We start from the raw sequence: 25,615 nt of genomic DNA on the forward strand, positions 1-25,615 counted from the left end.
CGCACATCGGCACACGCGTGCCCAACGCTGACAAGGATAGTCCAGGTCAGCGCTGCAAGATACTCTTTTCATGCAAAACGGCTATTGCCATTTTATTTCTTACTCTTTACAAAAAAATACCTGGCGAAGCCGACATATGGTTAATCAGGTAATTAGCATAACTATCCGCATAGCTGAAACGGATAAAGCGATCGTTACCGCACGATTAATCACAAGCGTGATGATCCTTCGTTTGTATTAGGGACTATTCTTAATGGGCTCTCTGATGTTCTTGATCCCGGTGTGTGATTTAAGAGGAGTTCTCAATGGAATATAAAGATCCTGAGTTTGAGCTGCTGAGCAGCCTGGAACAGATTATTTTTAAAGATGTACCGCAGACAGTAACCCTGCAACAGAAATCCAATCCCTTTACAGAATATGAGCAATTGCGCAAAGGGACAGGTTTAAAAACAGATGAATTCGCCAGAGCGATGGGTGTCAGCGTAGCGATGGTGCTGGAGTGGGAGTCGAAACGAGAGAAACCCACGCCAACCGAGTTAAAGCTGATGCGCCTGATTCAGGCCAACCCTGCACTCAGCAAACAGATAGCGTGATGCAGTACCGTGAATTACCGCCCCCGCCTTTGCGGGGGTTTGTGTTTTAAAGGCCTTCACAACGCCAGCCCGTCTCCTCCCACACCAGTTCATGCGTTAACGCTAACCCTTGCAGAAAGCTTTCATCATGGGACACCACCAGCAGTGCTCCGGGGAAACCGGCCAGCGCCGCTTCAATCGCCTGGACCGATGCCAGGTCCAGATGGTTGGTCGGTTCATCAAGCAGTAAAAGCTGCGTGGCATGCTCGCGCCACAACACGCAGGCCAGGGCGGCTTTCAGACGCTCACCTCCGCTCAACTCTGCCAGCGGCAGTGAGACTTTATCCGCCCCCAGTTGAAGCTGTGCCAGGCGGGTACGCAACATCCCCTCTTCCAGCGGCGTATTGCTCAGATTGAGATGTGCCATCACCGACTGCGTCAGATCCAGCTGCGACAGGTGCTGATCGAGATACGCACACGTCACCGATACCTTACAACTGCCTGCACGGGGTGCGGTTTCACCGAGGATGACTTTTAACAGCGTTGATTTACCGCAGCCATTGGGCCCCCTGAGCGCCACGCGCATCGGGCCGTCCATCCGCCAGTTCATTGGCGGAAGTGAGACATGCGGCAATTGCAGTTCCTCCAGCACCAGCACCTGTTTTCCCTCAGCAATCTGGCTTCCTGGCAGGGTAAACATGATCGGGGCGTCTTCTTCAACCCGTTCCCGCGCCTTGTTTACCGCGGCATTCAGCGCATCGTTTTGATCGCTGTGCTGTTTTTTCCACGAGCCGATACGCTCTTTTGCCGCCGCTTTATATTTGACCCGCTCAAACGACGCGATATTCAGGGTATCGACCGTGCGTATGGTCTTCGCCGAACGCCGCTGGCTGTCATCATGCTCTTTTTGCAATCGCGCGCGAGTGCGTTTGCGCTCCGTTGCCGCATGCTCCAGCGCCGCGCGGGCAGCCTGCTGTTCGGCATCCCGTTGCTGTTTATAGTCTTCGTAGTTGCCGCCGTAGCTGCGCAGCCCGGAGGCGCTCAGCTCAAGAATACGTGGCACCTGCGCCAGTAGCTCACGATCGTGAGAGGCAACCAGCACGCCGCCCTGATAACGGCTCAACTGGTCGTAAAACCACGCCCGGCCTTGTCGATCCAGATGGTTGGTGGGTTCATCCAGCAACAGGAAATTCGCCTCAGCCGTAAATGCACCGCACAACAGGGCACGGATCCGCTCGCCACCGCTGAATTCGGCGGCAGGTTTATCGGGGTCAAACGGTGGCAGTTTCGCCTGGAGAAACGCCTCGTTCAGGCGTTCTGCTAAATCCCAGTAGCCGTCGAGCATCTCCAGATCGTCAGGCTGGTAATCGCCGCGATCGATGCGCTTACGCGCTGCAAAAATCGCCTCATAACCAAGCAGTTCAGCAAGCGTTGTCTGTGGGGAGATATCCTGCTGTTGTGCCACATAGACATGTGAGGCAAAACGCTCAATATGACCACTGGCAGGTTCATCCAGCCCCGCCAGCATGCGCAGCAGACGCGTTTTCCCGCTGCCATTACGACCAACGAGCGCACACAGGGATGTCTCCAGAGAGAGGTTCAGCGGGCCAAAAAGAATATCGCCCGTCGCAAACTGACAGGTGACCTGATGCAAAATAAAAGAAGGGGACTGCGCAAAATGAGCCATAAGCACTCCTGAATGAAATCAAAACATCCCCTGCCGACGCGGTCGCGTTTAGCAAGGATCGAAATTCATCAGTCGTGTTTGTTCATTTTCGGAATGCGCTCCTGAGGGAGAAAGTTAACGCCGATAAGGATAGCGGTAATATGTTGACCATTTCAAGATTAAATTTTCACCCGCACGCCATAAAAAAACCCGCCGAAGCGGGTTTTTAGCCTGTACATGCCCGGCGGGCACATTACTGCAGCAGCGAGATATCCGCCACGCGCAGGAACAGCTCACGCAGTTTTTCGAGCATAGAGAGACGGTTAATACGCAGATCTTTATCTTCCACGTTGACCATCACTTTTTCGAAGAAGGCGTCGATAACGTCACGCAGTTCCGCCAGTTCTACCAGCGCTTCCTGATAACGGCCTTCTGCGAAGTATGGCTCCAGCTTGTCACGCAGCACCACAACCTGCATCGCCAGGGCGATCTCTTCCGGCTCTTTCAGCGTCGCGGCGTTCACACGCTCGTTCAGCGTTTCGTCAGATTTCGCCAGAATGTTGGAGACACGCTTGTTCGCCGCCGCCAGGGCAGATGCCGCTTCCAGCGTACGGAAGTGAGAAACCGCCTTCATACGCGCATCGAAGTCAGCCGGACGCGTTGGACGACGCGCCAGCACCGCCTGAATAGTATCCACGGTGTAACCTTCGTCCTGATACCACGCGCGGAAGCGGCCGAGCATAAAGTCGATCACGTCATCCACCACGTTGGCATTGGTCAGTTTGTCACCGTACAGACGCACCGCTTCTTCAGTCAGGGTCTGCAGATCGAGGTTCAGGTTCTTCTCAACGATGATACGCAGCACGCCCAGCGCCGCACGACGCAGCGCGAACGGGTCTTTATCCCCTTTCGGATGCTGGCCGATACCGAAGATCCCCGCCAGGGTATCCATCTTATCAGCAATCGCGACCGCACAGGCAACCGGGTTAGACGGCAGTTCATCGCCAGCAAAGCGCGGCTGATACTGTTCGTTCAGGGCGACCGCCACATCTTCCGCTTCGCCATCGTGACGCGCGTAGTGCATACCCATAACGCCCTGGGTGTCGGTAAACTCGAACACCATATTGGTCATCAGGTCGCACTTGGAGAGCAGACCCGCACGGGTGGCATGGTTAACGTCCGCGCCAATTTCACGGGCGATCCAGCCGGACAGCTCCGCGATACGGTCGGTCTTGTCGCGCAGCGTACCCAGCTGCTGCTGGAACAGCACGGTCTGCAGGCGCGGCAGGTTATCTTCCAGACGCTTTTTACGGTCGGTATTGAAGAAGAACTCCGCATCCGCCAGACGTGGACGCACCACTTTCTCGTTACCGGAGATAATCTGCTGCGGATCTTTCGATTCGATGTTCGCCACGAAGATAAAGTTTGGCAGCAGCTTGCCGTCGTTGGCATAAACCGGGAAGTATTTCTGGTCACCCTTCATGGTGTATACCAGCGCTTCTGCCGGAACCGCGAGGAATTTCTCTTCGAACTTCGCGGTCAGCACAACCGGCCATTCCACCAGCGAGGTGACCTCTTCCAGCAGGCTGTCGCTCAGGTCAGCGTTACCGCCAATCTTGCGCGCCGCCTCTTCAGCGTCGGCTTTGATTTTGGCTTTACGCTGTTCGTAGTCAGCAATGACTTTACCGCGCTCCAGCAGGATCTGCGGATACTGGTCGGCATTGTCGATGGTGAACTCTGGCTCGCCCATAAAGCGGTGGCCGCGAATGACGCGATCGGACGCCACGCCCAGAATGGTCGCCGGAATAACGGTGTCGCCCAGCAGCAGGGTCACGGTGTGTACCGGACGCACGAAGTGTACGTCGGACGCGCCCCAGCGCATCAGCTTAGGAATGGGCAGCTTAGCCAGCGAAGTGGCGATCATGTTTGGCAGCAGTGCTTCTGCGCGTTCACCTTTTACGTGAGCGCGATACAGCAGCCATTCGCCTTTGTCAGTGGTCAGACGCTCGGCCTGGTCAACGGTAATACCGCAACCGCGCGCCCAGCCTTCTGCCGCTTTGCTTGGCTTGCCTTCCGCATCGAACGCCTGGGCAATCGCCGGGCCACGTTTTTCCACTTCACGATCCGGCTGAGATGCCGCCAGATTTGCTACCTTCAGCGCCAGACGACGCGGAGCAGCAAACCACTCAATTTTACCGTGCGCCAGGCCAGCGTTATCCAGCTCGGCAGTCACGTTCGCAGCAAAAGATTCAGCCAGGCTGCGCAGGGCTTTTGGTGGCAGCTCTTCGGTGCCAATTTCCACCAGGAAAGTTTTCTCAGACATGGCCGCCTCTTATTTGTTTCGGTTGCACATCGGGAAGCCAAGGGCTTCACGGGACGCGTAGTAAGCTTCTGCAACGGCTTTGGTCAGGGTACGAATACGCAGAATGTAGCGCTGACGTTCAGTCACGGAGATCGCTTTGCGGGCGTCCAGCAGGTTGAAGCTGTGGGCGGCCTTCAGAATACGCTCGTAGGCAGGCAGCGGCAGCGGAGTCTCCAGCGCCAGCAGCTGCTGCGCTTCTTTCTCGTACTGCTCGAAGCAGGTGAACAGGAAGTCCACATCCGCGTATTCGAAGTTATAGGTGGATTGCTCCACTTCGTTCTGATGGAACACGTCGCCGTAAGTGGTTTTACCCAGCGGGCCGTCGCTCCAGACCAGGTCGTAAACGCTGTCTACGCCCTGAATGTACATTGCCAGACGTTCCAGACCGTAGGTGATTTCACCGGTGATCGGCTTACATTCCAGACCGCCAACCTGCTGGAAGTAGGTGAACTGCGTCACTTCCATACCGTTCAGCCACACTTCCCAACCCAGACCCCAGGCACCCAGCGTTGGGTTTTCCCAGTTATCTTCCACGAAACGAATGTCGTGAATGGTCGGATCCATACCCAGCTCTTTCAGTGACCCAAGGTACAGTTCCTGAATATTGTCTGGCGATGGCTTAATGACCACCTGGAACTGATAGTAGTGCTGCAGACGGTTCGGGTTTTCGCCGTAACGGCCATCGGTCGGACGACGGGAAGGCTGCACATAAGCAGTCGCCATTGGCTCTGGCCCCAACGCGCGTAAGCTGGTCATCGGGTGTGAGGTGCCTGCGCCAACTTCCATGTCCAAAGGTTGAACAATGGTGCAGCCCTGGCGAGCCCAGTAATCCTGTAAGGTCAGGATCAGGCCCTGGAAGGTCTTGGTATCAAACTTTTGCATAGTATTTCGTGCTGGATACGTGTGGTTTTAAATGGAAGGGACCAGTATACCCGCTGGCTGCAAGATATACAGTACGAAACGGGGTTGTTTAGGGAAAATTGGGAAATAAGCGTTCGAGCCAGAACGCGGCGAGCGTCTGGCTGTCGATTATGCGAGCAGATTAGCGCATGGAGAGATGTAAAAACTGGCCGTCCGCATCAAACGAGCAGACAAAGCCCTCTTTACGAGAGGTATGGCCCCGAAGCTCATAGCTGCCCTGAAAACGCTCAAAGCCGGTGACATCAATTTTCTGAGTATCCAGGTTATAGCGGTGAGCCGCCTGATCTTTACACAGCTGTTCCATATTCAGCGAACGTTCCGGGCTCATTTTGCCCTGCTGCGCTTTTTGCGCAGGTGCTTCCTGAGGCGTACTGCATCCGGCCAGTACCACCAGCAGAAAGAGTGACCCCACACGCTTCATCATCATTTTTATTACCGACCCGGTCAGTGGCTGTTATTTTTAGTAGCAAAGCTTTTATAGATTACGGTCTGGCATTCTGCGAATCTCGCGATGGCCAGACAAGTCCGCGATATAAAACTCAGATTTTTCCAAGGAAAGACTTTTACACAATAGCAGTCACACTCTATTTACAGGGAAAAAGAGGAACTGATGCATTCAAAAATTAGCTGGATTGATAATCTGCGAGGAATAGCGTGTCTGATGGTGGTGATGATCCACACGACGACCTGGTATGTTACGAACGCACACAGTATCAGCCCTGTTAACTGGGATGTCGCGAATATTCTCAACTCCGCGTCGCGTGTCAGCGTTCCGCTGTTCTTTATGATTTCCGGCTTTCTCTTTTTTGGCGAGCGTAGCGCACAACCGCGACATTTTATTCGTATCGCCGCGTGTCTCGGCTTTTATAGCGCCGTCGCGCTGATTTACATCACGCTGTTTACCTCCATTAGCCCCGGCCTGTCACTCAAATATCTGCTGCAAAAGCCGGTGTTTTACCACCTGTGGTTTTTCTTCGCCATTATCGTTATCTACCTGGTATCACCGTTGATTCAGGTAAAAAACGTCAGCGGAAAGATGCTCCTGGCGCTGATGGTGGTGATTGGCATCATCGCCAACCCGAATACCGTCTCACAAAAAATCGACGGTTTTGAGTGGCTACCGGTAAACCTCTACATCAATGGCGATACGTTTTACTACGTGCTCTACGGCATGCTGGGGCGCGCCATCGGGATGATGGATACCCAAAAGCGGGGTATCAGCTGGCTATGTGGCGCGTTGTTTATCATCGGGGTGATTATCATTTCACGCGGGACGCTGCACGAGCTGCAATGGCGCGGCAATTTTGCCGATACCTGGTACCTGTACTGCGGGCCGATGGTCTTCATTTGTGCCGTTTCCCTGCTGACGCTCGTTAAAAACACCCTGAACGCGCACCCTCTTCCCGTGCTGGGTTTTATCTCGCGGCACTCGCTGGGGATTTATGGTTTTCACGCGCTGGTGATCCACGCACTACGCACGAGAGGCGTTGAACTCAAAAGCTGGCCAGTGCTGGATATCGTCTGGATTTTCTCCGTCACACTGGTCGTGAGCCTGTTGCTGTCGATGCTGCTACAGAAGCTAGACACCCGCCGCTTCGTCAGTTAACGACGCGCTGTCGGGCCCGATGAAACTGGCGCGGGGAGGAAAACCCTGCCGCCAGTGAGGCCTGCTCCACGCCGCGCCCCTGCAATAGCCACTGCTCCGCCACCGCCAGACGCAGCTGCTCCAGGTAATCGCGAACGCTTATCCCCAAATGCGTCTGGAAAAGACGGGTTAAATGGCGCGGGCTGACATGCGCCAGCGCGGCAATATCCGGCACGTTCCACGCTTTTTGCGGGTCTGCGGTTAGCGCATCCTGAGCACGGTGGATAGCCGGATGAAGATGATTGCGATAGCGTAACCATGGCGATAGCTGCGGATCGTCCCCGGACCGGCGGAACCAGACCACCATCTCGCGTGCCACGGCCAGCGCCTTTTCTGGCCCGCACAGACGGTTAATCATATGCAGCGCCAGGTCGATACCCGAGGTGATCCCTGCGCTGGTCCAGACATTCTCATCCTGCACGAATATCCGGTTCTCTTTGATCGTCGCCGTGGGGGCGGCAACGCGTAAACGGTCGATAACCTCATGATGCGTTGTGCACTGCCGGTTGTTCAGCAGCCCTGATTTTGCTGCCAGCAAAGCCCCTGAGCAGACGCACAACACGGTGATATCCTGACGCTGAATAGCTGGCTGCAGGCGCATCAGCCAGTGCTGGATCTGCATCGCCTGCGGCGTAGAAAACTGAACGCGGGAGTCGCTTACACCAGGCAGAACCAGCAGGCTCCCTTCCGGAAGCCTTTCCGGTAATGGCGCGATACCGCTCATCATCAAACCAATCGACGTTTGCACCTCAGGTTGCGGACCAAGGTAATGCAGACAAAACGCATCGCCTGCCAGGACAAAGGTTTCTGCCGGGCCAGTCATGTCTAATGACAACACCCCGGGCAACATAACGAACCAAACGTCGATACGCATTACAGTGACTCCAGCGTCTCCGCTACCGTTTTAATCGCGGCAAATCGCCCTGACAGTACCGTTTCGGTACGATGACGAATTTCCGCAGCGCTAAGGGTTACGCCCTTGTACGTCATAGGAAACGTGAGCATTGCCTCGCTAACAAAGGTCACAGCATAACCCAGATCGGATGCCACCCGTGCGGTGGTTTCGCAGCACTGTTCAGTACGAATACCGCATAGGATCAGCTGGTTGATATCACGCTCGCGCAGCCAGCGATCCAGGCCCGTATCCGTGAAGGCATTATGAACATGTTTCTGGAAAACCACATCCGGCTGATGACGTAAAAAGGCCATCGGTTTGACATAGCCGCTTTGCAGTGAGAAAGGGCCTTTTTCATCCACATGGAAAATATCGGCGACAGGAATACCGCGCGACTGGCAGCCTTCTGTCAGCCCCAGCATTGCCTGCTGAAAGGCCGGAACATCTTGCTCCTGCCAGTAATCGCGGTGATGAAAAGACTGTTGGGTATCGATGTTGATTAATGCAATACGTGACATGATGGTGCTCCTCGCCAGTGGGTATAAATACATACTGGCGAGGAAACAGGCACGCGGACAGACCAAAAAAGGACATCCTCGTGCCTCTGACAGACAATCACGCTTATGACATCAGCGGCAGCAACTGCTGATAAATTTTGCGGAACACATCGCGCCTTTCAGCATATCGCGCGTGGCGAGTTGCGTCGGGCAGATGAGCCTGTTCCAGCGTGAGCTGTGGCAACAGTTGCGAAAGCGGTTTGTCCGGGTTCATGGCTATCTGCGCCAGCCGCGCAGCACCAAGCGCCGGGCCCACATCGCCCCCGGTACGATAGTCCAGCTGCAATCCACTGATATCAGAGAGCATCTGGCGCCAGTAGCTGCTGCGTGCGCCGCCGCCGATCAGGGTGATGCTTGCTGGTTTCAGGCCGCAGTCATGCACCACGTCCATTCCATCCGCCAGCGCATAGCCCACGCCTTCCAGAACCGCACGCGCCAGTTCCGCAGGACCGTGCTGATGGGTTAAGCCAAAAAATACCCCTTTCGCTTCCGGGTTGTTGTGCGGTGTACGCTCACCGGAGAGATACGGTAAAAACCAGACGGTACCAGCGTTTTCATCCGCCTGCTGTGCTGCGGTAATCAATGCAGGAACATCGGCCATCCCGGTCAGCTTCGCCGCCCAGTCCAGGCAAGAAGCTGCACTGAGCATCACCGACATCAAATGCCATTTTCCTGGCAGCGCATGGCAAAAACTGTGCACCGCGCTTTCCGGGTTGCTGCGATATCCGTCGCTGACGGCAAAATAGACGCCAGAGGTGCCGAGAGACAGCATGGCCTGGCCCGCATCAACCATGCCGACACCCACGGCGCCCGCCGCGTTATCCCCGCCGCCAGCCACCACCGGCACAGCAGGCATATTCCAGCGTTCCGCTATGGCGGACTGTAAGGTGCCGGTAATTTCGCTGCCTTCAAAGAGTGCGGGCATATGCTCACGGGTGAGATGACAGGCATCCAGCATCGCCTCGCTCCAGTCGCGTTTCGCCACGTCGAGCCACATGGTGCCGGCGGCGTCGGACATGTCGCTGGCAAAATCCCCCGTCATGCGAAAACGCAGATAATCTTTTGGCAGTAAGACCTTCGCCACCTGACGGAAAATCTCCGGCTCATGGCGTTGCACCCAGAGGAGCTTCGGCGCGGTGAAGCCGGGCATCATCAGGTTGCCGGTGATGTCACGGGACGCAGGCACTCGCTCTTCCAGGAGCGCGCACTCTTCCGCACAGCGGCCATCGTTCCAGAGGATCGCAGGGCGCAGCACACGATGCTGGCTGTCCAGCAGCGTAGCGCCGTGCATCTGTCCAGCGATACCCAGCGCGGTGACCTCACGCAAACTGTGCTGTTCACCTAACCCCTTGATTGCGCGATCCGTCGCTTGCCACCACTGCTCCGGATCCTGTTCCGACCATAACGGATGCGGACGCGAAACCTGCAGTTTTTCAGTCTGCGTTGCCAACACGTCACCCTGCTCGCTTAAGAGGATGGCTTTCACACCCGATGTGCCAAGATCAATCCCGATATACATTGTGGTGGCTCCTTTGACAGAAATGCCCGGTGGCGCTTCCGCTTACCGGGCCTATGTTTTTACTTGTCGAACAAATAGTGATTGACCAGATTTTCCAGCAGTTCCTGGTGTCCGCTCTGATGCTGCGGCGCCAGCTGATGTTGTTCAGCGTACTTCGCGATTTCTGCAAGCGATAACTGGCCTTTCAAAATTTGCTGGCCCAGCTCACTGTTCCAGCCGCTATAACGCTTCGCGACACGTTTATCCAGCTCACCGTCTTCAATCATGCGCGCAGCGACTTTTAGCGCCAGCGCCATGGTATCCATCGCGCCAATGTGGCCGTAGAACAGATCGTATTTATCGGTGCTCTGACGACGCACTTTGGCGTCAAAGTTCAGGCCGCCGGTAGTGAAACCACCCGCTTTGATGATTTCATACATCACCAGCGCATTCTCTTCCACGCTGTTCGGGAACTGGTCGGTATCCCAGCCCAGCTGCGCATCACCACGGTTAGCATCGACCGAGCCGAAGATGCCCAGCGCAATGGCAGACGCAATTTCGTGATGGAAAGAGTGACCCGCCAGGGTGGCATGGTTGGCTTCAATGTTAACTTTAATCTCTTTTTCCAGGCCGAACTGCTTCAGGAAGCCGTACACGGTCGCGACGTCGTAATCGTACTGGTGCTTGGTTGGTTCCTGTGGCTTCGGTTCAATCAGCAGCGTGCCGCGGAAACCGATTTTATGCTTATGCTCAACCACCATCTGCATGAAGCGGCCAATCTGCTCGCGCTCCTGACGCAGATCGGTATTCAGCAGGGTTTCATAACCCTCACGTCCGCCCCACAGAACATAGTTCTCGCCGCCCAACTGATGCGTGGCGTTCATTGCGGTCACGACCTGCGTGGCGGCCCAGCTAAACACTTCCGGATCCGGGTTAGTTGCTGCCCCGGCACCATAGCGAGGGTTCGTGAAGCAGTTGGCCGTGCCCCACAGCAGCTTCACGCCACTTTGCTGCTGCTTCGCCGCCAGCACATCCACCATCTGCGCAAAGTTGTTCAGGTACTCTTTCAGCGATGCGCCTTCCGGCGACACATCCACGTCATGGAAGCAGTAATACGGCACGTTCAGCTTGTGGAAGAATTCAAATGCCACATCCGCTTTGCGCTTCGCCAGCTCAATAGCCTCTCCCGGCTGTTGCCACGGGCGGTCAAAGGAACCCACACCGAACATATCGGCGCCGTTCCAGCAGAAGGTATGCCAGTAACAGGCGGCAAAGCGCAGATGATCTTCCATGCGCTTACCCAGCACCAGCTCATCCGGGTTGTAGTGACGAAATGCTAAAGGATTGGTCGTTTTCGGGCCTTCGTAACGAACACGATCGAGTTGGTCGAAATAAGCTTGCATATTGAGCTCCATAATCAGGGTATGCGGCGAGTCGTTGATACAGGAGTAATAGTGAATAGACATTTTGGGTTGCTCAATTACGTTATTTCACACTGCTATTGAGAGAATGCGCAACTGTGCGCTGGCTCGCAAAATAATGCGCAAGCAAACTATTTTTCGGCGCAGATTCCATAATCAAATGTAATTAAGACCTTACGTATTTTAAAATCCGATCGCGGTCATAAATTCAGAAATAAACCAAATATCGTAATGAGAAGATAAAAATCTGTAATTGCCAGCCCGCCTTTCCGCGTTAAAAATTTGCTGCATCTAAGCAGTGAATGTTTCTTTTATCTCAGCAACACATACCCCTACAAAAGGCCTAATAATTATGAAGATAAAGAACCTGACCCTAACGCTCTGCACTACTCTCCTCCTTGCAAGCTTTGCAGGACATGCCAAAGAGGTCAAAATTGGCATGGCGATTGACGACCTGCGTCTGGAGCGCTGGCAAAAAGATCGCGATATTTTTGTTAAAAAAGCGGAATCACTTGGCGCAAATGTGTTTGTGCAGTCTGCAAATGGCAACGAAGAAACGCAGATGTCGCAAATTGAGAATATGATTAACCGTGGCGTTGATGTACTGGTCATTATCCCTTATAACGGCCAGGTATTAAGTAACGTCGTGAAAGAAGCGAAGCAAGAAGGGATTAAAGTTCTGGCGTATGATCGCATGATTAATAATGCGGACATTGATTATTATATTTCGTTCGACAATGAAAAAGTGGGCGAACTGCAGGCAAAAAGCCTGGTCGATAAAGTGCCGCAGGGCAATTATTTCCTGATGGGCGGCTCACCGGTGGATAACAACGCCAAACTGTTCCGTGAAGGCCAGATGAAAGTCCTCAAGCCGTATATCGACAGCGGCAAGATTAAAGTGGTTGGCGATCAGTGGGCGGACGGCTGGTTGCCTGAAAACGCGCTGAAAATTATGGAAAACGCGCTAACCGCGAATAACAACAAAATTGATGCCGTCGTCGCCTCCAACGACGCCACCGCCGGGGGTGCCATTCAGGCGCTGAGCGCGCAGGGGCTGGCCGGGAAAGTGGCCATTTCAGGCCAGGATGCGGATCTCGCCGGTGTAAAACGCATCATTGCGGGCACCCAGACCATGACGGTGTATAAGCCCATCACTGAACTGGCCAACACGGCTGCAGAGATCGCCGTAGAGCTGGGGAACGGTAAACAACCGAAAGCCGACGCGACGCTGAACAACGGTCTGAAAGATGTGCCGGCACGCCTGCTCACGCCAATTGAAGTCAATAAAGAGAACATTGACGCCACCGTTATCAAAGACGGCTTCCACAAGAAGAGTGAACTGTAATCCAGCGCAGCCCCTGCCCTGCGGGGGCGCATCGACTTGTACTGTTTTTACCTCGGGTCATGTGGAGCAGTTATGCCTTATTTACTTGAAATGAAGAGCATCACCAAGCGTTTTGGCGCGGTGAAAGCGGTCGATAACGTGAGCCTGCGGCTAAATCCTGGTGAAGTGGTTTCGCTCTGCGGCGAAAACGGTTCGGGTAAGTCGACGCTGATGAAAGTGTTGTGCGGGATCTATCCGCATGGCAGCTACGAAGGTGAAATTGTCTTTGCCGGCGAGGTCATTCAGGCCACCCACATTCGCGATACTGAACGTAAGGGTATCGCCATCATCCACCAGGAGCTGGCGCTGGTGAAGCATCTCACCGTACTGGAGAACATTTTCCTCGGGGCCGAAATTTCGCGCCACGGCGTGCTGGATTACGACACCATGACGCTACGCTGTGAAAAACTGCTGGCGCAGGTCAGTCTGGCCATTTCGCCGGATACCCGCGTGGGAGACCTGGGTCTGGGGCAGCAACAGCTGGTTGAAATCGCTAAGGCGCTGAACAAACAGGTCAGGCTGCTGATCCTCGACGAACCCACGGCCTCTCTCACCGAACAGGAAACGGCCGTCCTGCTGGATATCATCCGCGATCTGCAAAATCATGGTATCGCCTGCATCTACATTTCTCACAAACTCAACGAGGTCAAAGCCATTTCAGACACCATCTGCGTGATCCGCGATGGTCAACACATCGGCACACGCGAAGCCGAAGGCATGAGCGAGGATGACATCATCACCATGATGGTGGGCCGCGAACTGACGGCGCTCTACCCGAATGAGCCTCACACAACGGGTGATGAAGTGTTACGCGTGGAGAACCTGACCGCGTGGCACCCGGTAAATCGCCATATCAAACGCGTAAACAACATCTCCTTTTCCCTGAACCGGGGTGAAATTCTCGGTGTTGCCGGGCTCGTCGGCGCCGGACGTACTGAAGCCGTGCAGTGCCTGTTCGGCGTCTGGCCAGGGCGCTGGGAAGGCACGGTTTATATTGATGGCAAGCCGGTGAAAATCGACAACTGCCAGCAGGCAATTGCCCACGGAATTGCCATGGTGCCGGAAGACCGCAAAAAAGACGGCATCGTGCCGGTAATGGCGGTGGGTAAAAACATCACGCTCGCGGCACTCGATCAGTTCTCCGGCGCGCTGAGCAGCCTTGATGATGCCGCAGAGCAGCAGTGCATTTTGCAATCTCTCGCCCGCCTCAAAGTGAAAACATCCTCACCGGAACTGGCTATTGGACGCCTGAGCGGAGGCAACCAGCAAAAAGCCATTCTGGCGCGCTGTCTGCTCCTCAATCCACGCATCTTGATCCTGGATGAGCCGACGCGCGGCATTGATATCGGTGCGAAGTACGAAATCTACAAACTGATTAATCAGCTTGTACAGCAAGGGATCGCCGTCATTGTCATCTCCTCTGAATTACCCGAAGTGCTCGGCCTGAGCGACCGTGTGCTGGTCATGCACGAGGGCAAACTGAAAGCCAATCTGATTAACCAGAACCTGACGCAGGAGCAGGTGATGGAAGCCGCTTTAAGGAGCGAACGTCATGTCGAAAAGCAATCCGTCTGATATCAAAGTCGCTGTTCAGACGCCCGGCGCATTCGCGGGGTTAAAAGCGCTGAACCTGCAGGTATTCGTGATGATCGCGGCCATTATCGCCATCATGCTGTTTTTTACCTGGATGACCGATGGCTCCTACCTGAGCGCGCGTAACGTCTCTAACCTGCTGCGCCAGACTGCCATCACCGGCATTCTGGCCGTGGGCATGGTCTTCGTCATTATTTCGGCGGAAATCGACCTGTCGGTGGGGTCGATGATGGGCCTGCTCGGCGGCGTCGCGGCCATTTTTGACGTCTGGCTCGGCTGGCCGCTGCCGCTGACCGTGGCGGTGACGCTGGTATTAGGTCTGGTGCTGGGTGCCTGGAACGGCTGGTGGGTTGCCTACCGGAAGGTCCCGTCGTTCATTGTTACTCTGGCAGGAATGCTGGCCTTCCGCGGCGTATTGATTGGTATCACCAACGGCACCACCGTCTCTCCCACCAGTGCCGCCATGTCGCAGATTGGTCAGAGCTACCTCTCGGACAGCGCGGGCTTTACCATCGGCGTGGTCGGGCTGCTGGCGTTCGTGGCCTGGCAATGGCGTGGCCGTATGCGCCGTCAGTCGCTGGGGCTGGCCTCCTCTCCATCAACATCCGTGGTGGGACGTCAGGCACTGACTGCGGTGATCGTGCTCGGCGCGATTTGGCTCCTGAATGACTATCGCGGCGTCCCTACGCCAGTTCTCCTGCTGGCCCTCCTGCTGCTGGGCGGCATGTTTATGGCCACGCGCACCGCGTTTGGCCGCCGTATTTACGCCATCGGCGGTAACCTTGAGGCCGCCCGTCTGTCAGGCATTAACGTAGAGCGCACCAAACTGGCGGTCTTTGCCATTAACGGCCTGATGGTTGCTATCGCCGGGTTGATCCTCAGCTCGCGTCTCGGGGCGGGTTCCCCGTCTGCCGGAAACATTGCCGAGCTGGATGCTATCGCCGCCTGTGTCATTGGTGGTACCAGCCTCGCAGGCGGTGTCGGCAGCGTGGCGGGCGCGGTGATGGGGGCATTTATCATGGCTTCGTTGGATAACGGGATGAGTATGATGGACGTCCCGACGTTTTGGCAGTATATCGTCAAGGGGGCCATTCTTTTGCTGGCAGTCTGGATGGACTCTGCCACCAAGCGGCGTACCTGATAACCGTATTGTGACTTATTTGGGAAGCGAGCCATGTTTGAAAAGCGTCACCGCATTACGTTGTTATTCAATGCCAACAAAGCTTACGACCGACAGGTGGTAGAGGGCGTTGGTGAATATTTGCAGGCGTCGCAATCTGAGTGGGATATCTTTATCGAAGAGGATTTCCGCACCCGACTCGAGAACATCAAAGACTGGCTGGGCGATGGCGTCATCGCTGACTATGACGACCCGGTCATTGAGCAATTACTGACTGACGTCGACGTCCCGATTGTGGGCGTCGGCGGCTCTTACCATTCGCCCGAGCACTATCCTCCCGTCCACTATATCGCCACCGATAACCATGCCCTGGTCGAAAGCGCGTTTCTGCATTTAAAGGAGAAAGGCGTCCATCGCTTTGCGTTCTATGGTTTACCAGCCTCCAGCGGCAAGCGCTGGGCCGTTGAGCGCGAACACGCCTTTTGTCAGCTTGTCGCCCAGGAGAAATACCGCGGCGTGGTCTATCAGGGGCTGGAAACCGCGCCGGAAAACTGGCAGCACGCGCAAAACCGTCTGGCTGACTGGCTGCAGACGCTGCCGCCGCAAACCGGCATTATTGCCGTGACGGACGCCCGTGCGCGCCATGTATTGCAGGTCTGCGAACATTTGCACATTCCGGTGCCGGAGAAGCTGTGCGTGATTGGCATCGATAACGAAGAGCTCACCCGCTACCTTTCTCGCGTGGCCCTTTCCTCAGTGGCGCAGGGCACCCGACAGATGGGGTATCAGGCCGCAAAATTACTGCATCGTCTGCTGGATAACGAATCCCTGCCGCTTCAGCGCCTGCTGGTTCCCCCGGTCCGCGTGGTAGAACGTCGCTCAACGGATTACCGCTCCTTAAACGACCCGGCAGTCATTCAGGCGATGCACTTTATCCGCAACCACGCCTGCAAAGGTATCAAGGTCGATCAGGTGCTGGATTCCGTGGGTATTTCCCGTTCAAATCTGGAGAAGCGTTTTAAAGAGGAAGTGGGCGAAACCATTCATGCGGTCATTCACGCAGAGAAGCTGGAGAAAGCGCGCAGTTTGCTCATCTCCACGTCGCTGTCGATCAACGAAATCTCGCAGATGTGCGGCTATCCGTCGCTGCAGTATTTTTATTCGGTGTTCCGTAAAGAATACGACAACACGCCGAAAGAGTATCGGGAACGCTACAGCGAAGTCATGATGTAGAAAAGAAAACGCCTTCCAGTGGAAGGCGTTATTGGGATTACATATGGGCGGCGATAAGTCGCTGGTTATCCTGGTACATCGCAAACAGATAGTTGTTATAGCGCTGACCCTGGGTGGAATAACCTTTCAGCTTGTGGATCATCGTACTGGCCGTCACTTCCTGATCCGCTTTACGCAGCTGTGCGCGTGACTTACGGAACGACGAGTAGGCCGGATGGGTGTTCAGGTTTACCACATAGGCATTTACTGAATCTTTCACCGATTCAAACTGCGAGTAGCCCTTCACCTTGCCCGGCGCATTTTTACAACGCCCCTTCACACACTTCATGCCGAAGAGGTTGTTGTTGTTGCGTGCCAGCTTCGAGGTGCCCCAGCCACTTTCGGCTGCAGCCATTGTCGCAACCATGCTGCCCGGGATGATGTCGACACGCTCAAGGAGCGAGTTCCACGGCACACGACGGGTGTTACCGTTCCAGCTTACCTTGTAGCGCTTTGCGATATCTTTCAGGCGCGCGCGCTCGGACGGCGTCCAGCGGCTATCGTACTGTTTGGCGATCAACCAGTTACGATCTGCCGTAATCGCGGCGTTTTGACTTGTGATGTAAGGCATTACTGTCCGGAGAAACGCTTTTTTCCTTGGTGTTCCGGAAGGGTATTTTCGCAAATCAGGAAGTGAACTACTCTTTGCACTATTGCGAGAATACTCTTGTTTACTGCTAACCTTACTGCTTGTCGTCTTTATTACGTGGGCTTTCTTACTCGTTGTATCCGTGTGCGTCTTTGCAAGCACCCCACCCGAAAATGTCGTGGTGAGTAACATGAGTATCGCGGCCCCATATCGTCGAATGGGAGTCGATATCATTAGGTCTCCTGGTCGGATATAAACATTCCAACACCTTATTTTTTTCACAAATTTGAGAGCGGAATCTCAAATCATATCAAAAATAGACTTCAAGAGCACGTATAGAAATAGTCCAATTCCGAAACTATGTCACCTGAAACGTGCTCACTTAAGCATCAATTCTGAAAATTTGTGTGCGATCTCGCAGATAACTGCCTAATTTTGCGCGGGATCACTCATCCTCTCGCGTCATCCTTGTAGAAAGCGCCGGGGGATGAGTTTTTACGCCTCACCTGATGGCACACTGGTCAAAAATGCCGCGACAGGAAGATGGAATGAAACGCACCGCCGTAGCTTTTCTGATGTTACCCGCACTGGCACACGCTGACTGGTCATCGCCGGGATTTAACGCATTCAGCGCCGAAGGCACCGGAATGTTCACCAGCCAGGCAAAGCTTGCGAAGGGTACGCGTCCTTTAACAGTGAGTTTTGACAACACGTGCTGGCAGCCAACAGAAGCGATAAAACTCAACGAGATGCTGTCGCTCAAACCGTGTGACGGCACGCCGCCGCAGTGGCGTCTGTTCCGCGACGGAGAGTACCAGATGCGTGTCGATACCCGTTCCGGCACGCCAACCCTGATGCTGACCATCAAGAGCGCAGCAGAACAACCGGTGGCAAACGTTATCCGCCAGTGCCCAAAATGGGATGGAAAACCCCTGACGCTGGAGGTGGGAAACACCTTCCCGGAAGGCTCCGTGGTGCGAGATTTCTACAGCAAACAAACCGCGACGGTGCAGCAAGGAAAAATTACCCTTCAGCCTGCCGCCAACAGCAACGGCCTGCTACTGCTTGAGCGCGCCGAAACCGACAAACCCGCGCCGTTTAGCTGGCAAAACGCTACGGTCTATTTCGTGCTGACCGACCGCTTCGTGAATGGTGACCCCACGAATGACAATAGCTATGGCCGCCACAAAGACGGCATGCAGGAGATTGGCACTTTCCACGGCGGCGATCTGAAAGGGCTTGCGAGCAAGCTTGATTATCTGCAGCAACTGGGGGTAAACGCGCTCTGGATAAGCTCCCCGCTGGAGCAGATCCACGGCTGGGTCGGCGGTGGCACCAAAGGGGATTTCCCCCACTATGCCTACCATGGCTACTACACGCAGGACTGGACCAGGCTTGATGCCAACATGGGCACCGAAGATGATTTACGTCATCTCGTCGATGAAGCGCACAAGCGCGGCATCCGCATTCTGTTCGATATCGTCATGAACCATGTGGGCTACGCAACGCTTGCCGACATGCAGGAGTACCAGTTTGGCGCGCTCTATCTGCAGGGTGATGAGCTGAAGAAAACGCTGGGTGCACGCTGGACCGACTGGAAGCCGGGCACGGGACAAAGCTGGCACAGCTTTAATGATTACATCAACTTCAGCGATAAAGCCGCATGGGAAAAATGGTGGGGTAAAAAATGGATCCGCACCGATATTGGCGATTACGACAACCCGGGCTTTGACGACCTGACCATGTCACTGGCGTTTTTACCCGACCTGAAAACGGAATCCACCACGCCGTCCGGTTTGCCAAACTTCTATCAGCACAAGCCCGATACCCAGGCAAAAGCTATCCCGGGATACACCCCGCGCGATTACCTGACCCACTGGCTCAGCCAGTGGGTACGCGAGTATGGCATTGACGGTTTCCGTGTTGATACGGCAAAACACGTGGAGCTGGCGGCCTGGCAGCAGTTGAAGGACCAGGCAAGCCAGGCGCTGGCGGCCTGGAAAGGTGCTCACCCGGACAAAAAACTCGACAATGCGCCGTTCTGGATGACGGGTGAATCCTGGGGCCACGGAGTCATGCAGAGCGATTATTACCGCCACGGCTTCGATGCGATGATTAACTTCGATTATCAGGAGCAGGCGGCAAAAGCGGTGAACTGCCTGGCCGATATCGATCTGACCTGGCAGCAGATGGCGGAAAAACTGCAAAGCTTTAACGTCCTGAGCTATCTCTCCTCGCATGACACCCGCCTGTTCCGCGAAGGGGGCCAGCGCGCGGCGGAACTGCTGCTGTTAGCGCCAGGCAGCGTACAAATCTATTATGGGGATGAATCAGAGCGTCCGTTCGGGCCGACGGGTTCCGACCCTCTGCAGGGAACACGCTCGGATATGAACTGGCAGGATGTGACGGGCAAACAGGCGTTAACCGTCGCCCACTGGCAAACGCTGGGTCAGTTCCGCGCCCGCCATCCGGCGATAGGTGAAGGCAAGCAAACCACGCTTTCGCTGAAAGAGGGGTATGGATTCGTACGTGAACATGATGGCGATAAAGTCATGGTCGTCTGGGCGGGGAACCAATAGCCCCCTCACCGCGGTTTTCTCCCTCTCCCTTAGGGAGAGGGCCGGGGTGAGGGGCACTCACCAGAACTATTCACTACAAAAATCCACACCCGCCACATAAAACCACAAATCCGACCACACCAGCCGATTTGCACCCGCACGGTGCTAGCGTTATGGTTACCCACTTTCAAAACAAGCTCGACAGATCACCTGCTATGACGTTTTCACTTTTCGGCGACAAATTTACCCGCCATTCAGGCATTACCCGCCTGATGGAGGACCTCAACGACGGGCTGCGCACACCGGGCGCCATCATGCTCGGCGGCGGAAACCCGGCTCAAATCCCGGAGATGAATACCTATTTCCAGACGCTGCTCACTCAGATGCTGGAAAACGGCAAAGCAACCGATGCGCTTTGCAATTACGACGGCCCTCAGGGTAAAACCGAACTGCTGAAACTCCTCGCCGACATGCTGCGTGAAGAGCTGGGTTGGGATATCGAACCGCAGAATATTGCACTGACAAACGGCAGTCAGAGCGCGTTTTTCTACTTGTTTAACCTTTTCGCAGGACGTCGCGCCGACGGCACCACCAAAAAAGTATTGTTCCCGCTGGCACCGGAGTATATCGGCTACGCCGATTCCGGTCTGGAAGAGGATCTGTTCGTCTCTGCGCGCCCGAACATTGAGCTGCTGCCGGAAGGTCAGTTCAAATACCACGTCGATTTTGAACATCTGCACATTGGTGAAGAGACGGGCATGATCTGCGTATCACGTCCAACCAACCCAACGGGCAACGTCATCACCGACGACGAGCTGATGAAACTGGATGCGCTGGCAAATCAGCATGGCATCCCGCTGGTGATCGATAACGCCTATGGCGTGCCGTTCCCGGGTATTATCTTCAGCGAAGCACGCCCGCTGTGGAACCCGAACATCGTCCTGTGTATGAGCCTCTCCAAGCTCGGCCTGCCGGGCAGCCGCTGCGGGATCATCGTCGCCAATGAAAAAATCATCACCGCCATTACCAACATGAACGGCATTATCAGCCTTTCTCCTGGCGGTATTGGCCCGGCGATGATGTGCGAAATGATTAAACGCAACGATCTGCTGCGCCTGTCAAATGACGTGATCAAGCCGTTCTATTATCAGCGCGTTCAGGAGACGATTGCCATTCTTCGCCGCTATTTACCGGAAGAACGCTGCCTGATCCACAAACCTGAAGGGGCAATTTTCCTGTGGCTGTGGTTTAAAGATCTGCCGATCACCACCGAGCTGCTTTATCAGCGCCTGAAGAAGCGAGGCGTATTGATGGTGCCGGGTGATTACTTCTTCCCGGGGCTGGACAAGCCGTGGCCGCATACGCATCAATGTATGCGTATGAACTACGTGCCCGATCCGGAAAAAATCGAAGCCGGGGTGAAAATTCTCGCCGAAGAGATCGAATTCGCCTGGCGCGAAGACGCCCAGTAAGAACCTACGCCAGATGACGCAACCTCTCGGTGCGTAATCTGGCGGGATCGACACAGCTCAGCGCGTGGGTCGGACAGGCTTCCACACAGGCCGGTCCGTCCGCGCGGTGTGCGCATAAATCGCATTTCAGCGCCTGAAGCGTATCTCCTGCCCACTGCACCTGCATCGCCCCAAACGGGCACGCCACCATACAGCGTTTACACCCAATACACCGCGCCTGCTCAACCTGCCAGGCTCCCTCGCCACGGCGAATCGCCTGCGTTGGGCAGACATTCGCGCAAGGGGCATCTTCACACTGATGGCAACCCACCGCCGTGGTGAAAGCGTCTCCTTTGACTACCCGAATGCGGGGCGTAAAGGCGCCTGTTGAGATGGCGTCCTGATGCGACACGACACACGCCACTTCGCAGGTGCGACAGCCGATGCATTTTGCCGAATCCGCCATGATGAACCGGTTCATCTGTTATCCCTCGCGCACGTTAAAACCCAGCTCTCTGGAGATCGCGTCCGCCGTTTCACGCAGAGGTGTAAGCAGATTTTTTTCGCCAATCTGCTTCATGCGGGAGGTCGACAGCGAAATTGAGATCGCATACGGCACGCGGCCATGAATATCAAACACCGGCACCGCGATACAGGAGACCCCCAACTCGTTCTCTTCTTTATCCATCGCCATGCTGTGCTCGCGGATTTCCGCCAGCTCATCATACATCGCGCTCAGTTCAGTGATGGTGTTGCGGGTCAGCGGCTGAATCTGATCCTGGTGGCTTTCCCAGTAGCTAGCCACATAGTCCTGGTGACCGAATGCCATGTAGATCTTGCCCATTGCCGAGCAGTAAAGCGGCATATGCTGGCCGATATAGGCGCGCGTGCGCAGCATACCGGTGGTCGGCTCAAGCTTATAAATCAGGATCGCGTGATCGTCTTCGCGGCTGGAGAAGTTCACCGTCTCGCCGGTGGCGATATTCAGCGACTCAAGATGCGGAGCAGCCACGTGGATGATATTCAGCGACGACAGCGCCTTTTGCCCGACGGCGATAAATTTGGTGGTCAGACGATAGCTGCCCGCCGCCGGTGCCGGGGTGACGTACCCGCACGACTGCAATCCCTGCAGTAACCGGTGCACGGTGCTTTTATTCAGCCCGGCCAGTTCCGATAAATGGGCCAGAGGACAACCGTTCGGATAGTTACTGAGGATCTCAATCAGCATCAGACCGCGAAACAAGCTCTGGCTACCTGCTGGCCTCTCTTTTTCTTGCGTCATGTCGCTCTCTTTCATGCTCATCCCATGGCTCCTTTTTATCGCGCCCTGATGGTAGCGCAAAGTATGGTTCAGTTCACGATCTCAACAGAAAAAACACAACCAGTTGATTTTAATCGATTTTGAAAATCATGAATGTCGTTGATCTGGCAAAATTTGATCGCTATATTTGAAATCAGATTTCGCATAGTGAAATTTAGCGATAAAAAAGCACTCGCACTTGCCCCTACGAAGAACAGGAGAACAGGGATGAAAGTGACATTCGAAGAGTTGAAAGCAGCGTTCAATCGGGTTTTGCTCGATCGCGGTGTAAAAGCAGAAACGGCGGATGCCTGCGCGGAGATGTTTGCCCGCACCACGGAATCTGGCGTCTATTCCCACGGCGTGAACCGCTTCCCGCGTTTTATTCAGCAACTGGACGCGGGCGACATCATTCCTGATGCCCAGCCAAAACGGGTGACCACATTAGGGGCCATCGAACAGTGGGATGCCCAACGCGCCATCGGTAACCTGACGGCGAAAAAAATGATGGATCGCGCCACCGAACTGGCCTCCGATCACGGTATCGGTCTGGTTGCGCTGCGTAACGCTAACCACTGGATGCGCGGAGGGAGCTATGGCTGGCAAGCCGCAGAGAAGGGCTACATCGGGATCTGCTGGACCAACTCCATTGCGGTGATGCCCGCGTGGGGGTCAAAAGAATGTTGCATCGGCACCAACCCGCTGATCGTGGCGATCCCCTCCTCCCCAATCACCATGGTCGATATGTCGATGTCGATGTTCTCCTACGGCATGCTGGAAGTGAACCGACTGGCCGGACGCACGTTACCGGTCGACGGCGGATTCGACGACGAGGGCAATCTGACCAAAGAGCCTGGCGTGATTGAGAAAAATCGCCGTATTCTGCCGATGGGCTACTGGAAAGGTTCCGGCTTATCGATTGTGCTCGACATGATCGCCACCCTGCTCTCTAACGGCTCCTCCGTGGCGAAAGTTACCCAGGACAACAGCGACGAGTATGGCGTGTCGCAGATCTTTATCGCCATCGAGGTCGACCGCCTGATCGACGGCCCAACCCGCGATGCCAAACTGCAGCGTATTATGGACTTCATCACCACCGCCGAGCGGGCAGACGAAAACGTCGCTGTCCGTCTGCCGGGGCATGAATTTACGCGACTGCTTGAAGAGAACCGCCGCAACGGCATCACCATTGACGACAGCGTGTGGGCGAAAATCCAGGCGCTGTAAGGAGTGGGCCATGATATTCGGACATATTTCACAGCCAAATCCGTGTCGCCTGCCGCGGGCGATTGAAAAAGCGTTAGATTTTCTGCGTACCACGGATTTCAGCATGCTAAAACCGGGTGTCGTTGAAATTGAGGGGCGCAACCTCTTTGCCCAGATCCTCGACCTGACCACCAAAGAGCCGCATGAGAATCGCCCCGAAGTGCATCGCCGCTATCTTGATATTCAATTTCTGGCGTGGGGTGAAGAAAAAATCGGTATTGCTATCGATACCGGCAATAACAACATCAGCGAATCATTACTGGAACAACGGGATATTATTTTTTATCACAACAGTGAAAATGAATCGTTCATTGAAATGGTACCTGGCAGTTATGCCATATTTTTCCCGCAGGATGTACACCGTCCTGCCTGTATTAAAAACAAGGAAACTGCAATTCGCAAAATTGTGGTGAAAGTGGCAATCAGCGAATTAGATTAATTTTCTGATATACCCTAAATAATTCGAGTTGCAGGAAGGCGGCAAGAGAGTGAATCTCCAGGAGCTTACATAAGTAAGTGACTGGGGTGAACGAGCGCAGCCAACGCACATGCAACTTGAAGTATGACGGGTATAAATACAGGAACGCGAAATGACCAACACCGGTTTTATTATTGGTGCGTACCCCTGCGCACCCTCGTTTCACCAGAAAGGGGAACAAGAAGAACAAACCTTCTGGCGGGAACTTTCTGACACGCCACACATTCGCGGGCTGGAACAACCCTGCCTTGAACATCTCCATCCTTATGGGGATGAATGGCTGTTCCGCCATACGCCTGGAGACTGGCAAATCGTCGTCACGGCAGTGATGGAAACCATGCGTCGCCGTGGCACAAACGGTGCGTTTGGCCTGGCCTCCGCCGATGAAGATCAGCGTAAAGCGTGCGTGGAATATTACCGCCATCTGCAGCAGAAGATTGCTGCGGTTAACGCCCGTTTTCCCGGGAAAGTTATTGCCCTGGAGATGCAGGCCGCACCGCAGGCGGGCAATGCTTCAGTCGAGCAGGCTATCGAGGCGTTCGCCCGTTCCATTCGTGAAATCGCGGGCTGGGACTGGTCCTGCGATCTGGTGCTTGAGCACTGCGATGCCATGACCGGTCCCGCACCGCGTAAGGGATTTTTACCCTTAGAGCAGGTGCTGGAGGTGATAAAAGAGACAGATATCAGCATCTGTATTAACTGGGCGCGCTCAGCCATTGAAGGGCGCAACACCACGCTTCCGGTTGAGCACGTTCAGACCGCCCTTCAGGCCGGAAAACTGGCCGCGCTAATGTTCTCCGGCACCACCATCCGCGGAGAGTACGGTGAATGGCAGGATCTGCACGCACCGTTTTCATCGTACTGTGCCGACAGTTTGCTGACCACTGAACATGCAAAAGCACTCTTTACTGCGGCGAGCGCCGCAACATTGAAATTTTCCGGTATTAAATTACTGGAAATAAATGCTAATGCTGATATCAGCCATCGCATCGCTATTTTGCACGACGGCATTAGCCAAATGAAAAAAGCAACGCAATAACAATAAAAAAATCTTATTCCGGTTACCT

At 54.8% G+C, this 25,615-nt stretch carries 22 protein-coding genes; 11 read left to right on the forward strand and 11 right to left on the reverse strand.

Annotated elements, in window-relative coordinates:
• Positions 1 to 305: 305 nt before the first annotated feature.
• Complete coding sequence (locus M8370_RS06155; protein WP_013094972.1) at positions 306 to 593, forward strand: HTH-type transcriptional regulator; 288 nt, start codon at positions 306 to 308, stop codon at positions 591 to 593.
• 46 nt (positions 594 to 639) lie between these two features.
• On the opposite strand, the gene M8370_RS06160 is transcribed toward M8370_RS06155, so the two are convergent.
• From M8370_RS06160 to M8370_RS06175, 4 genes are all read right to left on the reverse strand, one after another.
• Positions 640 to 2,259, reverse strand: coding sequence for an ABC-F family ATP-binding cassette domain-containing protein (locus M8370_RS06160; protein ID WP_250020656.1), 1,620 nt, complete (start codon positions 2,257 to 2,259; stop codon positions 640 to 642).
• Positions 2,260 to 2,491: 232 nt separating this feature from the next.
• The gene (gene glyS, locus M8370_RS06165; RefSeq protein ID WP_013094970.1) at positions 2,492 to 4,561 is read right to left on the reverse strand and encodes a glycine--tRNA ligase subunit beta; all 2,070 of its coding nucleotides are present in this window, start codon (positions 4,559 to 4,561) and stop codon (positions 2,492 to 2,494) included.
• A 9-nt stretch (positions 4,562 to 4,570) separates the two neighbouring features.
• Entirely contained in the window at positions 4,571 to 5,482 is a 912-nt protein-coding gene (gene glyQ, locus M8370_RS06170) for a glycine--tRNA ligase subunit alpha (protein WP_003860141.1), read from the reverse strand.
• Between the two features lie 160 nt (positions 5,483 to 5,642).
• Positions 5,643 to 5,948, reverse strand: coding sequence for a YsaB family lipoprotein (locus M8370_RS06175; RefSeq protein ID WP_023620070.1), 306 nt, complete (start codon positions 5,946 to 5,948; stop codon positions 5,643 to 5,645).
• A gap of 183 nt (positions 5,949 to 6,131) precedes the next feature.
• Between M8370_RS06175 and M8370_RS06180 the strand changes: the two genes are divergently transcribed.
• Positions 6,132 to 7,127 carry an acyltransferase gene (locus M8370_RS06180; protein ID WP_250020658.1) on the forward strand — a complete coding sequence of 332 codons (996 nt, stop codon included), beginning with the start codon at positions 6,132 to 6,134 and terminating at the stop codon, positions 7,125 to 7,127.
• On the opposite strand, the gene M8370_RS06185 is transcribed toward M8370_RS06180, so the two are convergent.
• From M8370_RS06185 to xylA, 4 genes are all read right to left on the reverse strand, one after another.
• Positions 7,120 to 8,040, reverse strand: a complete 921-nt coding sequence (locus M8370_RS06185; protein ID WP_250020660.1) for a GlxA family transcriptional regulator — start codon at positions 8,038 to 8,040, stop codon at positions 7,120 to 7,122. The genes M8370_RS06180 and M8370_RS06185 overlap by 8 nt on opposite strands.
• On the reverse strand, positions 8,040 to 8,579 hold the full coding sequence (locus tag M8370_RS06190) for an isochorismatase family protein (protein ID WP_038418406.1): 540 nt from the start codon (positions 8,577 to 8,579) through the stop codon (positions 8,040 to 8,042). The genes M8370_RS06185 and M8370_RS06190 overlap by 1 nt, the downstream gene beginning before the upstream one ends.
• Before the next feature lie 103 nt (positions 8,580 to 8,682).
• A complete protein-coding gene (gene xylB, locus M8370_RS06195; RefSeq protein ID WP_038982531.1) occupies positions 8,683 to 10,137 on the reverse strand; it encodes a xylulokinase in 1,455 nt (484 codons plus the stop codon).
• Positions 10,138 to 10,196: 59 nt separating this feature from the next.
• Complete coding sequence (gene xylA, locus M8370_RS06200) at positions 10,197 to 11,519, reverse strand: xylose isomerase (protein WP_014830210.1); 1,323 nt, start codon at positions 11,517 to 11,519, stop codon at positions 10,197 to 10,199.
• A gap of 370 nt (positions 11,520 to 11,889) precedes the next feature.
• Between xylA and xylF the strand changes: the two genes are divergently transcribed.
• From xylF to xylR, 4 genes are all read left to right on the forward strand, one after another.
• Entirely contained in the window at positions 11,890 to 12,882 is a 993-nt protein-coding gene (gene xylF, locus M8370_RS06205) for a D-xylose ABC transporter substrate-binding protein (protein WP_248088264.1), read from the forward strand.
• Positions 12,883 to 12,954: 72 nt separating this feature from the next.
• Positions 12,955 to 14,496 (forward strand): xylose ABC transporter ATP-binding protein, encoded by a 1,542-nt coding sequence (locus M8370_RS06210; RefSeq protein WP_250020662.1) that lies wholly within the window; start codon positions 12,955 to 12,957, stop codon positions 14,494 to 14,496.
• A complete protein-coding gene (gene xylH / locus M8370_RS06215; protein ID WP_250020664.1) occupies positions 14,474 to 15,655 on the forward strand; it encodes a xylose ABC transporter permease XylH in 1,182 nt (393 codons plus the stop codon). The genes M8370_RS06210 and xylH overlap by 23 nt, the downstream gene beginning before the upstream one ends.
• Before the next feature lie 33 nt (positions 15,656 to 15,688).
• On the forward strand, positions 15,689 to 16,867 hold the full coding sequence (gene xylR, locus M8370_RS06220; protein WP_062730048.1) for a D-xylose utilization transcriptional activator XylR: 1,179 nt from the start codon (positions 15,689 to 15,691) through the stop codon (positions 16,865 to 16,867).
• A 37-nt stretch (positions 16,868 to 16,904) separates the two neighbouring features.
• Here xylR and M8370_RS06225 read toward each other — a convergent pair whose 3' ends face one another.
• Entirely contained in the window at positions 16,905 to 17,729 is an 825-nt protein-coding gene (locus tag M8370_RS06225; protein ID WP_014830204.1) for a protein bax, read from the reverse strand.
• 314 nt (positions 17,730 to 18,043) lie between these two features.
• Between M8370_RS06225 and M8370_RS06230 the strand changes: the two genes are divergently transcribed.
• Both M8370_RS06230 and avtA read left to right on the forward strand, forming a co-directional pair.
• Positions 18,044 to 20,074: an alpha-amylase gene (locus M8370_RS06230; protein WP_058661798.1), complete on the forward strand. Its 2,031-nt coding sequence runs from the start codon at positions 18,044 to 18,046 to the stop codon at positions 20,072 to 20,074.
• A gap of 194 nt (positions 20,075 to 20,268) precedes the next feature.
• A complete protein-coding gene (gene avtA, locus M8370_RS06235; protein WP_108453725.1) occupies positions 20,269 to 21,525 on the forward strand; it encodes a valine--pyruvate transaminase in 1,257 nt (418 codons plus the stop codon).
• 4 nt (positions 21,526 to 21,529) lie between these two features.
• Here the strand turns inward: avtA and M8370_RS06240 are convergent, their stop codons facing one another.
• Together M8370_RS06240 and yiaJ are read right to left on the reverse strand one after the other, a co-directional pair.
• Positions 21,530 to 21,985 (reverse strand): 4Fe-4S dicluster domain-containing protein, encoded by a 456-nt coding sequence (locus M8370_RS06240; protein ID WP_095907219.1) that lies wholly within the window; start codon positions 21,983 to 21,985, stop codon positions 21,530 to 21,532.
• A gap of 3 nt (positions 21,986 to 21,988) precedes the next feature.
• A complete protein-coding gene (gene yiaJ, locus M8370_RS06245) occupies positions 21,989 to 22,807 on the reverse strand; it encodes an IclR family transcriptional regulator YiaJ (protein ID WP_013094955.1) in 819 nt (272 codons plus the stop codon).
• A 225-nt stretch (positions 22,808 to 23,032) separates the two neighbouring features.
• Here yiaJ and yiaK point away from each other — a divergent pair, with 225 nt between their 5' ends.
• The 3 genes from yiaK (at position 23,033) to M8370_RS06260 (ending at position 25,587) form a co-directional block, all read left to right on the forward strand.
• The gene (yiaK, locus tag M8370_RS06250) at positions 23,033 to 24,031 is read left to right on the forward strand and encodes a 3-dehydro-L-gulonate 2-dehydrogenase (RefSeq protein ID WP_250020666.1); all 999 of its coding nucleotides are present in this window, start codon (positions 23,033 to 23,035) and stop codon (positions 24,029 to 24,031) included.
• Positions 24,032 to 24,041: 10 nt separating this feature from the next.
• Positions 24,042 to 24,509 carry a YhcH/YjgK/YiaL family protein gene (locus M8370_RS06255; protein ID WP_029881928.1) on the forward strand — a complete coding sequence of 156 codons (468 nt, stop codon included), beginning with the start codon at positions 24,042 to 24,044 and terminating at the stop codon, positions 24,507 to 24,509.
• Positions 24,510 to 24,660: 151 nt separating this feature from the next.
• Positions 24,661 to 25,587 carry a DUF4862 family protein gene (locus M8370_RS06260; protein WP_250020668.1) on the forward strand — a complete coding sequence of 309 codons (927 nt, stop codon included), beginning with the start codon at positions 24,661 to 24,663 and terminating at the stop codon, positions 25,585 to 25,587.
• The last annotated feature ends 28 nt before the right edge of the window (positions 25,588 to 25,615 follow it).

It is taken from the genome of Enterobacter cloacae complex sp. OE43NF (assembly GCF_023544405.1).
Lineage (GTDB): Bacteria > Pseudomonadota > Gammaproteobacteria > Enterobacterales > Enterobacteriaceae > Enterobacter > Enterobacter cloacae.

Coding starts and splice junctions, on each gene's coding strand:
- M8370_RS06155 (WP_013094972.1), top strand. CDS start 306: ATGGAATATAAAGATCCTGAGTTTGAGCTGCTGAGCAGCCTGGAACAG.
- M8370_RS06160 (WP_250020656.1), bottom strand. CDS start 2,259: ATGGCTCATTTTGCGCAGTCCCCTTCTTTTATTTTGCATCAGGTCACC.
- glyS (WP_013094970.1), bottom strand. CDS start 4,561: ATGTCTGAGAAAACTTTCCTGGTGGAAATTGGCACCGAAGAGCTGCCA.
- glyQ (WP_003860141.1), bottom strand. CDS start 5,482: ATGCAAAAGTTTGATACCAAGACCTTCCAGGGCCTGATCCTGACCTTA.
- M8370_RS06175 (WP_023620070.1), bottom strand. CDS start 5,948: ATGATGATGAAGCGTGTGGGGTCACTCTTTCTGCTGGTGGTACTGGCC.
- M8370_RS06180 (WP_250020658.1), top strand. CDS start 6,132: ATGCATTCAAAAATTAGCTGGATTGATAATCTGCGAGGAATAGCGTGT.
- M8370_RS06185 (WP_250020660.1), bottom strand. CDS start 8,040: ATGCGTATCGACGTTTGGTTCGTTATGTTGCCCGGGGTGTTGTCATTA.
- M8370_RS06190 (WP_038418406.1), bottom strand. CDS start 8,579: ATGTCACGTATTGCATTAATCAACATCGATACCCAACAGTCTTTTCAT.
- xylB (WP_038982531.1), bottom strand. CDS start 10,137: ATGTATATCGGGATTGATCTTGGCACATCGGGTGTGAAAGCCATCCTC.
- xylA (WP_014830210.1), bottom strand. CDS start 11,519: ATGCAAGCTTATTTCGACCAACTCGATCGTGTTCGTTACGAAGGCCCG.
- xylF (WP_248088264.1), top strand. CDS start 11,890: ATGAAGATAAAGAACCTGACCCTAACGCTCTGCACTACTCTCCTCCTT.
- M8370_RS06210 (WP_250020662.1), top strand. CDS start 12,955: ATGCCTTATTTACTTGAAATGAAGAGCATCACCAAGCGTTTTGGCGCG.
- xylH (WP_250020664.1), top strand. CDS start 14,474: ATGTCGAAAAGCAATCCGTCTGATATCAAAGTCGCTGTTCAGACGCCC.
- xylR (WP_062730048.1), top strand. CDS start 15,689: ATGTTTGAAAAGCGTCACCGCATTACGTTGTTATTCAATGCCAACAAA.
- M8370_RS06225 (WP_014830204.1), bottom strand. CDS start 17,729: ATGATATCGACTCCCATTCGACGATATGGGGCCGCGATACTCATGTTA.
- M8370_RS06230 (WP_058661798.1), top strand. CDS start 18,044: ATGAAACGCACCGCCGTAGCTTTTCTGATGTTACCCGCACTGGCACAC.
- avtA (WP_108453725.1), top strand. CDS start 20,269: ATGACGTTTTCACTTTTCGGCGACAAATTTACCCGCCATTCAGGCATT.
- M8370_RS06240 (WP_095907219.1), bottom strand. CDS start 21,985: ATGAACCGGTTCATCATGGCGGATTCGGCAAAATGCATCGGCTGTCGC.
- yiaJ (WP_013094955.1), bottom strand. CDS start 22,807: ATGAGCATGAAAGAGAGCGACATGACGCAAGAAAAAGAGAGGCCAGCA.
- yiaK (WP_250020666.1), top strand. CDS start 23,033: ATGAAAGTGACATTCGAAGAGTTGAAAGCAGCGTTCAATCGGGTTTTG.
- M8370_RS06255 (WP_029881928.1), top strand. CDS start 24,042: ATGATATTCGGACATATTTCACAGCCAAATCCGTGTCGCCTGCCGCGG.
- M8370_RS06260 (WP_250020668.1), top strand. CDS start 24,661: ATGACCAACACCGGTTTTATTATTGGTGCGTACCCCTGCGCACCCTCG.